Genomic DNA, 13213 nt, shown 5'->3' with positions numbered 1-13213 from the left:
ATAAATTTTTGGCGGAGCATACCCAGTTAATACGAGGAAAAAATTGCGCTAAATCAAAAAAGTCAGGGTGCTGATATATTTATTTATATGATTAATAACTTGTTAAATATTCTAGATAATTTAAATTTATAAAATTTTGTGACTAACTTCTCAGTTGTAACTTAACAATGATGGAATTTTATATTGCGAATACGCTTTATTGATTGAGCGCAATATTTCACCCTCCGCTTTGAGTGTAAAAGGACGCCCAGAAAAAGACCGCGAGAGTCTTTTCGCATTTTTGATGAGTAGTTGTCCTATGAAAAACACACTGAAAGCAATGATTTCCGGTGGTCTCTCAAGACGTGATTTTATGAAAACGTCGAGTGCTGTCGGTGGATTGGCTGCGACTGCCAGCGCCATGACCCTGCCATTTAAATCTAGCCCTGTTGCTGCTGCCACCGAGCAAGCAGTGAACGAGAAAATCGTCTGGAGTGCGTGTACCGTAAACTGTGGTAGCCGTTGTCCATTACGTATGCACGTGGTTGATGGTGAAATCAAATGGGTAGAAACCGATAACACAGGTGATGACGAATACGGCAATCACCAAGTGCGCGCGTGTTTACGTGGTCGTTCAATGCGTCGTCGTGTTTACAATCCAGATCGCTTGAAGTACCCAATGAAGCGTGTCGGTAATCGTGGTGAAGGTAAATTCAAACGTATTACTTGGGATGAGGCTTACGATGAAATCGCTAATAACATGAAGCGAATCATCAAAGATCATGGCAACGAAGCGATCTACCTTAACTACGGTACAGGTACGCTGGGTGGCACCGTGACTAAATCATGGCCGCCAGCGGGATCGCTTGTGGCACGTATGATGAACCTATGTGGTGGTTACTTAAATCACTACGGCGACTACTCAACAGCACAAATCAAAGAAGGTCTTAACTACACCTACGGTGGTTGGGGTGCAGGTAACTCGTTCTCTGATCTTGAAAACACCAAGCTGATTGTTCAATTTGGTAATAACCCTGCTGAAACCCGTATGTCGGGCGGCGGTTTGATCCATCACTTAATGGAATCAAAAGAGCGTTCAAAAGCGCGCATGATCATGATTGACCCTCGCTACACCGACACTGCTGGTGGTCGTGAAGATGAGTGGATCCCAATTCGTCCAGGTACAGATGCTGCGTTCGTTGCTGCGATGGCGTATGTGATGATCAAAGAAGATTTGGTCGATCAGCCATTTTTGGATAAATACTGTGTCGGTTACGATGAGAAAACCCTACCAGCATCAGCACCAGCTAAGAGTGACTACAAGTCATATATCTTAGGTGAAGGCACAGACGGTATTGTGAAAACCCCAGAGTGGGCAGCACAAATTACGGGTATTCCAGTTGATACCATTATTAAAACAGCCCGTGAAATTGGCTCAACAAAACCTTGTGCAGTATTGCAAGGCTGGGGTTTACAACGTACAGCAAACGGTGAAATTGCTTGTCGTGCGATCGCAATGTTGGCACTGCTAACGGGTAACGTGGGCATTAACGGTGGTGGTACTGGTGCACGTGAATCTGACTACAACATTCCGTTTGTCCGTTTCCCAACCTTAACTAACCCGATTGAAGCGTCGATCCCAATGTTCCTATGGACAGATGCGATTGTACGCGGCACAGAGATGACTGATCTACGTGATGGTGTTCGTGGCGTTAAACAGCTTAAATCACCAATTAAGATGATCTGGAACTATGCTGGTAACTGTTTGATCAACCAGCACTCTGACATCAATAAAACTCACGATATTTTACAAGATGACAAAGCCTGTGAGCTGATTGTGGTGATTGATAACCATATGACGTCATCAGCGAAATATGCCGATATCTTACTGCCGGATCTAACAACCTCAGAGCAATCTGATTTCTGTATGGATACTAAAGCGGCCAACATGCCGTACTTCATTTTTGCTGATAAAGCGATTGAACCGCAATTTGAAGCCAAAGGTATTTACGAGATCTGCGCTGAGATTTCAAAACGCATGGGTGTGGGCGAGCAATTTACCGAAGGTCGCGATCAAGAAGGGTGGCTACGTCACTTGTATGCGTTAACCCGTGAGCAAGATCCATCACTGCCTGATTTTGAAACCATGCGTAAGCTAGGTATTTACAAGCGTCGTGATCCAAACGGTCACTTTGTTGCTTACAAAGACTTCCGTGAAGATCCAGAAAAGAACCCACTAACTACGCCATCGGGCAAGATCGAGATCTACTCTGAGCGTTTAGCACACCTTGCGGCAACGTGGGAGCTACAAGACGATGAAGTGATCCATCCATTGCCGATTTATGTGTCGACGTTTGATGGTTGGGACTCGAAGAAACGTGAGCAATTCCCATTGCAGCTAACAGGTTTCCACTACAAAGCCCGTTGTCACTCAACCTACGGCAACGTTGATGTGATCAAAGAAGCGGCACGTCAAGAAATGTGGATCAACCCGATTGATGCTCAGCAACGCGGTATCGCAAATGGCGATTTGATCCGTATCTTCAACGAACGTGGTGAAACCCAAATTCCAGCTAAAGTGACGCCGCGTATTCTGCCGGGTGTGGTCGCGTTGGGTGAAGGCGCATGGTACGCACCGGATAAACGCAAAGTCGATAAAGGTGGCTGTATCAACGTATTAACGTCACAGCGTCCAAGTCCGCTAGCGAAAGGTAACCCACAGCACACTAACTTAGTGGAAGTTCAACTGGTGAAAAAGGCATAAGGTTAAAGCATGAAACAATACGGCTTTTATATTGATTCAAGTAAGTGCACCGGTTGTAAAACGTGTCAGCTTTCTTGTAAAGACAACAAAGACTTAGATGTGGGTGTTAACTTCCGTCGTGTGTATGAATACGCAGGTGGTAATTGGGTAGAAGATAACGGCACTTGGCGTCAAGACGTGTTCTCTTACTACGTATCTATTGCGTGTAACCACTGTACGAAACCTGCTTGTACCAAGGTGTGTCCAAGTGGCGCAATGCACAAGCGTAAAGAAGACGGTTTTGTGGTGGTTGATACTGAAAAATGTATCGGTTGTCAGTACTGCGGTATGGCATGTCCTTATGGCGCACCACAATACAATGCTGAAAAAGGTCACATGACCAAGTGCGATGGTTGTTACGAGCGTGTGGGTCAAGGGTTACAGCCGATTTGTGTGGATTCTTGTCCACTACGTGCATTGGAGTTTGGCCCTATTGCTGAGCTGCGTGCTAAATACGGCAGCCATGCAGAAGTAGCACCGCTACCAAAAGCATCACTAACCCAACCAAACATCATCATTAAACCGAACCGCCATGCGCGTCCATGTGGAGATACCACAGGTCACTTGGCTAACCCGAAGGAAGTGTAATATGGCATGGCATGAATGGCCGCTTATCGTTTTTACGGTATTGGCACAAACATCGGTTGGTGCATTTTTAGTGTTAGCCACCATGATGTTAACAAAACAGTTATCGCTGGCAGCGGAAAAGCGTCTACATCAAGCGATGTTCGGTTTATGGGCGATCATGGGCGTGGGCTTCTTAGCTTCTATCATGCACCTTGGTAGCCCACTGCGTGCAATGAATGCGTTGAACATGTTGGGTAGCTCTTGGCTATCAAATGAAATTGCAACGGGCAGTGCGTTCTTTGCTTTAGGTGGCATGTTCTGGCTATTGTCAGTATTAAAGCTTGGCAGTGTGGCAATTCGCAAAGCCTTTATGGTGGGTGCAATGCTGGTGGGTGTTGCCTTTATGTATGCCATGACCATGGTTTACATGATTGATACCGTACCAACATGGTACACACCATTAACACCTGCGGCATTTATGATCACCATGCTGATCAGCGGTACGGCATTAGCACAACTATTGTTATCAGTAGCAAAACATGACAGCACAGCGGCGAATAAGCTGTTACCTATCATGGGTCTGGTTGGCATGTTCGCAGTCGTGATGGTTGTGATGTTGCTTTCATCGCACCTTGCAAGCATTGAAACCAGTGTGACTAGCGCATTAGCCGTCGTACCTGAGCACACAAGCTTACAGCTAACCCGTATCGTTTTAACGGTAGTTGCAATGGTGTTGTGGTTATTGCCAGTGGTTCAGCGTAAGAAAGTGGCAGTACTTCCGATGGCAATGGCGTTTACCATGATAGTAGTAGCAGAGCTAATCGGTCGTGGCATGTTTTACGGCATGCACTTAAGCGCAGGTATGTAAGGCTCTGAAATCATAAGAGCATATAAGTTTAAGTGATAAGCTGAAAATACAATGGATAGGGGCGAGAGCTTCTATCCATTTTTTTATTCACGACTTTCAATAATACCCAAGCAACCTCAAGATGCAGTGTTCAGCGAGACGACCTTAGTTCTCAGGCGCGGCAACGATTCGAAGATATAGTGGTTCTACATTGAGAATCGTTAACAAAGCCTGAGAGCTAAGGACGCTCGCCCTTTGGGAGCGTGTCACTGAGCCGACTTCTTGCGTCAGACAACTTGGAAAGAGCCCGCTATTCCGCTTCGTTGTCTTCCTTGAATTCAACTCAGTGACTTTGCTCTGAATCAGGCATCTTGAAGTCGCTTGGGTATAACTTATCGTCTTGATAACGCTGCTGACCAATTTGCTCACCTTGCTTGTTATAGATCTTTACCACCCCGTTCTTTTTGCCATCGACATAAAATTCTTCAATTTTTACCTTGCCATTTCTAAAGTAACTTTTAGCTGTGCCGTGGAGTTTGCCTTTTAGGTAGTTTTCTTCAAACTCTAAAGTGCCATCATCATAATAGCCTTTTAAACTGCCTTGTGGCTTGCCATAAACGTAGTTCTCTTCAAGCTTAATCACACCGTTCTCATAGTAAGCTTTCAGTAGCCCATGAGTTTGTCCGTTGACATAGTTCTCCTCGTATTTTAATGCGCCGCTTTTGTAATAAATTTTGCTGATCCCTTGAGGATTACCGTTACGAAAATAGCCGACAAGCTGTAATGCACCATTCTCGTAATAGCTTTTTACCACTCCCTCAGGTTTGCCTTTTTTGAAATAACCTTTGGTTCTGACTGCACCACTTTTGTAAAACCCGATACGAGGTCCTTCGAGTCGACCATTGACGTAATTATCTATACTTCTTAGCTCACCAGTGGGGTAGTAGTTCTTTTGGGTTGCAGCAGACGATAAAATTGGTAACAGCAGCAAATACATTGCGATCAGCATGGGGGTAAGTTTCATCGTGCTACTCCATATTACGGCAGTGATAAACTGAGTATATGCCTATCTATTTGCTGTAATGACACAATGAAACAGTGGTATCAAAAGTTAGTCACATCGTGAGAGATAAGATCTTACTCACTGCGTGCTAAAAATATTTCAAAATGTTTCAGTTAAATATATTTATATAGAATATAAAATCTTCCACTTATCGTTAATTATAATTTTATTTTTGATGGTTTATAAAAATTAGCGTCAAAAAAGTATCGTCGGTGATTAAAAAATAGGGTTTCTATGAAAGCAGATCTCAAATCTATTTTCTGGATGTTTCATGTTTTGCGTTATTTCGCCAAATAAATAACAAGCGAATGTCATAAATTTGAATCGGGATGATTACCTAAAAAGAGTAATAAAAACGTTCTGTTACATCTCGCAACTTTGGATTTTTATTAGCTCCGTTATGCTTTGCTCATCTAGGGTGAGCTGAGTAAAGCCTGCCTACTTGTGAATGTAATTTAATGAGAGTAATAAAATGAAAAAAACATCTCTATTTGCATTGAGTGCAGTTGCACTGTCTTGCGCAATTAGCTTTACCGCTCACGCTGGCGATGAAATGGTTAACCCAGAAGGTGGCGTTGTTGTAGGTTACTGGCATAACTGGGCTGATGGCCAAGGTTATAAAATGGGTAACGCACCAGCAATGACACTAAAAGACATTAACCCAATGTATAACGTGGTTGATGTGTCTTTCATGAAAGTTTATGACGTTGCAGCAGGGCGTATTCCTACTTTCCATTTAGATCCAGCGACAGGTCTAACAGAGCAACAATTCATCGAGCAAATCAAACAGCTTAACGATCAAGGTCGTGCAGTGCTGCTTGCGCTAGGTGGTGCAGACGCGCACGTTGAAATGAAAAAAGGCGACGAGCAAGCTTTTGCTGATGAAATCATTCGTCTAACGGATCTATACGGTTTCGATGGTCTAGATATCGATCTAGAGCAAGCTGCCATTGATGCGGCTGATAACCAAACCGTTATTCCAGCAGCATTGCGTATGGTTAAAGATCACTACCGTGCACAAGGTAAAAACTTCTTAATTACCATGGCACCAGAGTTCCCATACTTAACCACATCAGGTAAATACATTCCTTACATCACAGGTCTTGAAGGTTACTACGACTGGATCAACCCACAGTTTTACAACCAAGGCGGTGACGGTGTTTACGTTGAAGGCATTGGCTGGATTGCACAAAGTAAAGATGAGCTAAAAGAAGAGTTCATCTACTACATGTCTGATTCATTGATTAATGGTACTCGTGGTTTCACTAAGATCCCACACGACAAACTTGTATTTGGTATTCCAACCAACATCGATGCGGCAGCAACAGGTTACGTGCAAGATCCACAAGACTTGTTCGATGCATTCAAACGCCTTGAAGCACAATCTCAGCCATTACGTGGTGTAATGACATGGTCAATCAACTGGGATATCGGCACTAACGCTGCGGGTCAAGCGTACAACAGCAGCTTCATTAACACTTACGGCCCGTTCATTCACAGCCAAGTGCCACCTGTTGTTCTACCGGGTAAACCTGTGATCACGGGCTTAACCGATGCGCGTGTTCAACACCGTTCTAACTTTGATCCAATGGCTGGTGTAACCGCAACCGATAAAGAAGACGGCACATTAACATCAGCTATTAACGTGTCAGGTTCGGTAGATACACAACGTGTAGGCGAGTATGTACTAACTTACTCTGTAACAGATTCTGATAACAACGAAACCGTATCACCACGTAAAGTCACCGTATTTAGCGCATTACCAACGTTTTCTGGTGTCGCCAATGCAGTCGTGAAAATTGGTGAAAGCTTCGATCCAATGGCTGGCGTATCAGCATCGGATGCAGAAGATGGCGATCTAACCGCAAACATTACGGTATCTGGCACAGTAAACACCGCAGTTGCTGGTCAATATGAGCTTGTTTACTCAATTACAGACAGCGCAAACCAAACAGTAACAGTGAAGCGTACCGTGGTGGTTAATGATGGTTCTATCGTGTGTACTAACCCGTGGAAAGCCGATGCAACTTATGTTGAAGGTGATGTAGTAAGCCACAACGGTAAGAACTGGCAAGCTGGCTGGTGGACACAAGGTGACGAACCAGGCACAACAGGTGAATGGGGCGTGTGGCGTGAAGCGGGCGATAGCGACTGTGGCGGCGTTGTACCACCACAACCAGAAGCGGATTTCACCGCATCGCTAGCTGGCGTAAACAGCACGTATAAGATCACTAACGGTACAGCGACACTGAACCTGAATTACACAGCGAACAAAGCAAGTTCTGTTCAGATTGATGTGATTGACGCTATGGGCTACCCAGTTAATGGCGGTAACTTCAGTGCTGATTTTACAGGTAACAGCGCCATTCAATTAGTGCTAGATAACGTAGCGGAAGGTAAACACTCACTACGCATGATTGCTCAGTCAAAAGGTGAGCAAGTGGAATCTCGCCACCACTTCACACTAGAAGAGCAAGGTACAGTTGAGCCGCCAGTTACCGATGTTCCTGCTTATGAAGCAGGTAAAGCGTACCAAGCAGGCGATCAAGTATTAGGCACAGACGGTAACGTATACCAATGTAAACCATGGCCTTACACAGGCTGGTGTGCAAGTGCTTCATACGCACCGGGTGCAAGCCAACACTGGGCTGATGCATGGGATAAGCTATAAGCGACCATTAGCTAAATAAACGAAAGCCAGCATGTTAAGTGCTGGCTTTTTTGTTTAATTTTTATGGGTATCTCTTATTAACGGGTGCATCTTCACGGTCAAGAAGATGAATCGCAATAAATATATCGACATCGTTTGAATAATAAAAATCGTAGTTTTATTTCTATTGATACAATATAAATATGGTTAATTTATTTTTAATCTATCGAATGCTTTTCTATTTTATAATTTTTTATAAAACATCTTGGTTTTATTGTAATTTTATTTCCATCAATACTTGAATAATGAGAACTACATCAATTCCTTGAAGGTATAATACTTTCGTCTAATAGTCTTTTTGATAATCTTAATGTTAACTTTTAGTTGCAAATAGAGCTCTAGATTGAGCGTATTTGGAAATGATAAAAATTAAATAATTAAGGACTAAAAAATGAAAGATAAATTACAAGCAGCCATGTCAGTGAAGCTAAAAGGTTTAAACATTGAAGATCAACCGCCACGATTAGTGCGCTCTAATGCTGCTTTTGAGTCAAATCCAGATGTAGAAAGCAAAAAGAAATAACGAATAACCTCATAAAAGCACTCATCATTTAATGAGTGCTTTTCAGATATTAGGCGCATAAATATGAATAATATTCAAAATGAATTATATGCAATGCTTGAAAGCTTTAATGTGAATCCATCGGATGAATATAAAGAATGCATTGAGAAATATTTAACGGCGGATCTTTCTTTTACTTCTGAATTAATGGAAGGGTTGGCGAAAACAATCTTTAGAAGTAAAAAGATGATGGCTTATTACTTACTTCATAATTCAATAGATGAAGCAAAAGGCGCAGCAAGACTTCGTTTAATGGCAAATCGTTATGCAGATGAAGAATTAAAACAAAAAATGCTAAGGCATTATAACGATGAGATGAATCACTCAACAATGTTTGCCAGCCTTATTCCTTTGACGGGCTATGAAGCCGAAGTTGATGACACCGGTGTCGAAGGCGAATTAACAAAAATATTAGACTTTGATGATAATATTAAAACGTTTATTTTTAGAGTTCATTCCATCGAAGTGCGCTCTTGGCGATTGTTATTACTCCATTTGAAAATCATCGAAGGAAGTAATGAGCAATATATGAAAGACATGCAGCCAACCATACAAAATATCCTTGAAGATGAAATGAGGCATGTTTCTTATACCGCACAATATGTTAGCCAATGGCTACATCAAGATCCTTATCTCTCTCAATCCTTTATAAACTGTATTACGCATACGAACAGAGAAACATGGGAAGATCTCTCTGCGATGTCTAACTTTATGCGTGATAACGTTGTTCAATTAATGCAAGAAGCCGAGGTATAAAATGAACGCTTGGAGGCACCATTTATTTTCACGCTCACCAATATCTATGCTCATCATTATTGGTATTGCATCGGTGATTGCTAATACTGGATGGCGAGTGGTGATGAACAACTTTGCTGTCGATACGGTGGGTATGACGGGGGCAAATATTGGTGTCCTTCAAAGTATCCGAGAAATTCCCGGTTTGCTGTCATTCACTGTCATGTTCTTACTGATGTTAATGTCAGAGCAGCGCGTCGCCATTCTATCACTTTGTGTACTGGGGATCGGGGTGGCGATAACAGGCTATTTACCCTCGATTTATGGCTTTTATTTCACGACGGTTCTAATGTCTATCGGCTTTCATTATTTAGAGGCAGTTAATCGCTCTCTTTCAACTCAAGTGTTAGAAACGGAAAGCTTCGGACAATCAATGGGAATGATACGGGAAGCCTCTTCATTCATTGGTCTCGCCACCTTTATTGCTATTATTCTTGCGATCCAGTTTTTTGATGCCTCAGCCAAAACTATCTTCTTTTTCTGTGGACTCACTTGTGCAGCCTTAGCGGTATATTTACTTTCTTTTACCCATTTTAAAGAACATAAAGTTGAGCAGAAAAATAACATCATTTTAAGAAAAGAGTATTCGGTCTATTACCTGCTAACGTTTCTTGGTGGGGCAAGAAGACAGATCTTTGTTGCCTTTGCTGGTTTATTAATGGTGCAAAAGTTTCATTATTCCATCACCATGATGGCAGTGCTATTTATGATCTCTAGTTTAGCGACGACCCTTACTGTTGCCTCCATAGGGCGGTTTATTGATCGCATCGGAGAGAAAAGGGCATTGATGATTGAATATGTGGCATTGGCGGTGGTTTTTACCTCGTATGCCTTTGTTGACAATCATTATCTTGCTGGTGGGTTATATATTCTCGATAGCATTTTATTTAGCTTCACCATTGCACTTGCTACCTACTTTAAGAAAACCATTCGCAGTGATGAAATTGCCTCATCTTCCAGTGTCTCTTTTACGATTAACCATATTGCAGCGGTGTTTTTACCGTTCTTATTAGGTTTATTGTGGGTATCCAATTATCAAATCGTGTTTTTCTGCGGTGCTGTTATTTCTTGCATGAGCTTAATGGTGGCGTTCACCATTAAATCTGAGCCATTAAAGGGACAAACAATAAAACAGGTTTGAGGTGTGTTTAGCTGAGTATGAATGAAACAAAGCCAGCATGTGCTGGCTTTGGGGGGATTTAACAATAATTCTATTTATGCGTACTAAACACCACCTATGTATGGCAAATTTATACTTAGGTCAGGTTATATCGAACAGAAAGTAAGAATATTAAAATACTACATCCATTTTTGATATCCTTAACGTTAAGTTCATTTACCTCTTCGTCCATCAATACATGTCTCATTGCATTGATTAAAGAATATATAGTAATTGGCTGTTTCTCTAGCGCTTCCTTTTCACATACATATTTTTTAGACGGGCTGTAGAATGCGCAGTTCTCAATAATCATTCCCAGAGTTAACCGCTTATGGTTGTAATATTCAAAGCCAACTCTTGTTGTATGGTTTTTAAAGTTTTCAGCATGATCATTAAGTAATTGATATGCAACTATTCTAGAGATTGCGAGCAATAATTTTCCCGCAATCTCTTTGTACATATCGTCATCCCCTACCTTCAATTGTTGAGCACAATTAAGTTCCTCTATCGCTTTTATTCGATTTTCAGTTTCAATTTTGTACTCTTCTCGTTTCATTGCTGCATTGAGTGATTCTTCCTGTCTTCTATCCAAAGAAATAAAACCTTGTAATATAAGAAGGTTAGAGCAAAATGCCCCACCCAAAACCAAAGATTCTTTTTCAAAAGAAGGATTATAAACAGATAAGAAAAACAACCCCAAAAAAAGCAGAAAAGCTAGATAAGCAACTACATATCTCTTTACGTGCTGAAACATTACCACCCTCTTTTAGCTAAAATCACACTGATAAGACATTTAAATGAAATGTAAACTTGTTATCAACACCTTCAGTTTTTTCTGCAACTTCAGAAATTAACGGACATGGATTATTTGAAGCGACTCAAATATTCATAAAATAGGCCTAAAACGATTTTTAGGCCTCGAATACTAATTACTCGACACCCTGTGTGACTTTTATCTAAAAACGGCTGTATTTAACATATGGCATCTTCCACGCACCTCATCATTACTGTTCCTACTAAAAATGCGCTAAACGCATTATTTTTAATAGAAAACCGATGAATAAATCACCCTTTTAAAGCGTTAAAACTGTGTTACCAGAATGAACAATTTAGCTTATGGGTGATTGCTGCTACTTTTAACTGATAAGTTTCATATCTCAAAGTTTTATGTCTAGAAAATTAGATATACATCTAATTTTATAAAGTGTTTTTCTACATTGCTTTTGTGTTGGTGAATGTCTGCGTATAAATTACTGTTATTAAAGTTAATACCACCTGATAACGGGTTATGAGAGAGCCTTGTATGACAGCTAAAATTTCAACCTCGCAGCTTGCGAAAGCACGAGGTATTGCAGCAAAAGCGCTATTTAATCAATTAGCCGATGCGGGCTATATCACCCGAGATAACGACGAATGGCATTTAACAGAAGTGGGTAAAAACGCCCAAGGTGAATACAAACAATCACCTAAGTTTGGGCAATACATTGTCTGGCCTGATTCGTTAGAGATCGTTGAACAACCTGAGTTTGATGGTAAGAAGTTATCAGCGACTCAAATAAGCACTCATTTCAAGTTAACCTCCCAGAAAATAAATCAAATTTTAGATGAGCTAGGTTGGATCAATAAAGCGGTTAAAGGCTGGAAAGTCAGTAACTCAGGGCTTCGTCTTGGTGGGGTACAAAAAGAAGACTTTAGAACTGGCGTACCTTATGTGGTGTGGGATGAAAGCGTGTTAAAAAATAGCAGCTTAATTCACTCGGTTAATGAGATCACAGGGGCAAATGCTGAAGCGAAAAGTACTGATAATTCAGTTTCTAATTTCCGCCAGAAGTTTGAAGCCAAACACCGCGCCGCAGACGGGCATTATGTTCGCTCGAAAGCTGAAATGCTGATTGATAATTGGCTGTATATGGCTGGTATCGTTCATGCCTATGAGCGTAAGTTGCCGATTGAAGAAGATCTGTACTGTGATTTCTATTTACCGACAGGCAAGGTGTATATCGAATTTTGGGGCTTGGAAGATGATCCTAAATACGCCGATAGAAAGAAAGTGAAGCAAGATCTGTATGCTAAATACGGTTTTAATTTGATTGAATTAAACGATGACGATGTGCAGAACCTTGATGATGTGTTGCCTCGTATGTTGCTCAAATTCGACATTAAGGCGTATTAATCGCTTATTGTCTTGAAAAACACTGTTTTGAAATAAATCCTGAAATGAAAAAGCGATAGTGCCTTAAGCTATTTCTAGTTAAGTGCTATCGCTTTTTCATGTTTGATGATTTTGTGCGTCGATATCAATAGCGGTTGGGCTATTCATTGGTGCAAAAGAGATCGTATAAGGTTTCGATTAAGGTTTTGATTTCAGGGGATTTGAGCGAGTAGTAAATGGTTTGCGCATCACGACGGGTTTCAACACAACCATGTTGACGTAATACCGCTAAATTCTGCGATAGCGAGGATTGTGGAATACCCAGCATTTCGTGTAATTCTGAAACCGAACGCTCTTGCTCTTTGAGTAAACAAAGCACCATGAGTCGTGTTCTATTTGAAATGACTTTCAGTAACGCAACGGCTTGGTCTGCGTTTTGCGCCATAACATCCTGATCCATAATATTTTCTTATGTTTAGTTAGCTGATCAAAGGATAACATGTTTTTTCTTGCAAGAGGTAATGAAGGTAACTTGTATATCGTATTTTACTAATATACGATATTTATCATAGAGTC

Annotated in this window: 11 protein-coding genes; 8 read left to right on the top strand and 3 right to left on the bottom strand. The window is 41.3% G+C overall.

Annotated elements, in window-relative coordinates:
• The first annotated feature begins 298 nt into the window (after positions 1-298).
• Genes Q7657_RS00645 through Q7657_RS00635 form a run of 3 tightly spaced genes read left to right on the top strand, consistent with a single transcriptional unit; the run spans position 299 to position 4217 of the window.
• Positions 299-2743, top strand: a complete 2445-nt coding sequence (locus Q7657_RS00645; RefSeq protein ID WP_107166439.1) for a DmsA/YnfE/YnfF family dimethyl sulfoxide reductase — start codon at positions 299-301, stop codon at positions 2741-2743.
• 9 nt (positions 2744-2752) lie between these two features.
• Positions 2753-3370 carry a DMSO/selenate family reductase complex B subunit gene (locus tag Q7657_RS00640; protein WP_008988756.1) on the top strand — a complete coding sequence of 206 codons (618 nt, stop codon included), beginning with the start codon at positions 2753-2755 and terminating at the stop codon, positions 3368-3370.
• 1 nt (position 3371) lies between these two features.
• Positions 3372-4217 (top strand): DmsC/YnfH family molybdoenzyme membrane anchor subunit, encoded by an 846-nt coding sequence (locus tag Q7657_RS00635; RefSeq protein ID WP_107166438.1) that lies wholly within the window; start codon positions 3372-3374, stop codon positions 4215-4217.
• Between the two features lie 322 nt (positions 4218-4539).
• On the opposite strand, the gene Q7657_RS00630 is transcribed toward Q7657_RS00635, so the two are convergent.
• A complete protein-coding gene (locus Q7657_RS00630) occupies positions 4540-5220 on the bottom strand; it encodes a toxin-antitoxin system YwqK family antitoxin (protein WP_107166436.1) in 681 nt (226 codons plus the stop codon).
• Positions 5221-5731: 511 nt separating this feature from the next.
• Between Q7657_RS00630 and Q7657_RS00625 the strand changes: the two genes are divergently transcribed.
• The 4 genes from Q7657_RS00625 (at position 5732) to Q7657_RS00610 (ending at position 10467) form a co-directional block, all read left to right on the top strand.
• Positions 5732-7930 (top strand): immunoglobulin-like domain-containing protein, encoded by a 2199-nt coding sequence (locus tag Q7657_RS00625; RefSeq protein ID WP_107166435.1) that lies wholly within the window; start codon positions 5732-5734, stop codon positions 7928-7930.
• Positions 7931-8360: 430 nt separating this feature from the next.
• A complete protein-coding gene (locus Q7657_RS00620; protein ID WP_258178275.1) occupies positions 8361-8492 on the top strand; it encodes a hypothetical protein in 132 nt (43 codons plus the stop codon).
• 63 nt (positions 8493-8555) lie between these two features.
• Positions 8556-9287: a GTPase gene (locus Q7657_RS00615; protein WP_107166434.1), complete on the top strand. Its 732-nt coding sequence runs from the start codon at positions 8556-8558 to the stop codon at positions 9285-9287.
• Between the two features lies 1 nt (position 9288).
• The gene (locus Q7657_RS00610) at positions 9289-10467 is read left to right on the top strand and encodes an MFS transporter (protein ID WP_107166433.1); all 1179 of its coding nucleotides are present in this window, start codon (positions 9289-9291) and stop codon (positions 10465-10467) included.
• A 115-nt stretch (positions 10468-10582) separates the two neighbouring features.
• Here the strand turns inward: Q7657_RS00610 and Q7657_RS00605 are convergent, their stop codons facing one another.
• Positions 10583-11239: a hypothetical protein gene (locus Q7657_RS00605; RefSeq protein ID WP_107166432.1), complete on the bottom strand. Its 657-nt coding sequence runs from the start codon at positions 11237-11239 to the stop codon at positions 10583-10585.
• 549 nt (positions 11240-11788) lie between these two features.
• On the opposite strand from Q7657_RS00605, the gene Q7657_RS00600 reads away from it, so the two are divergent.
• Positions 11789-12658, top strand: coding sequence for a hypothetical protein (locus Q7657_RS00600; protein WP_061012377.1), 870 nt, complete (start codon positions 11789-11791; stop codon positions 12656-12658).
• A gap of 139 nt (positions 12659-12797) precedes the next feature.
• On the opposite strand, the gene Q7657_RS00595 is transcribed toward Q7657_RS00600, so the two are convergent.
• Positions 12798-13097, bottom strand: a complete 300-nt coding sequence (locus Q7657_RS00595) for an ArsR/SmtB family transcription factor (protein ID WP_107166431.1) — start codon at positions 13095-13097, stop codon at positions 12798-12800.
• Between the last annotated feature and the right edge of the window lie 116 nt (positions 13098-13213).

This window comes from Candidatus Photobacterium acropomis (assembly GCF_030685555.1).
GTDB classification, from domain to species: Bacteria; Pseudomonadota; Gammaproteobacteria; order Enterobacterales; family Vibrionaceae; genus Photobacterium; species Photobacterium lucens.
This window is presented reverse-complemented; position numbering and strand designations above follow the sequence as displayed.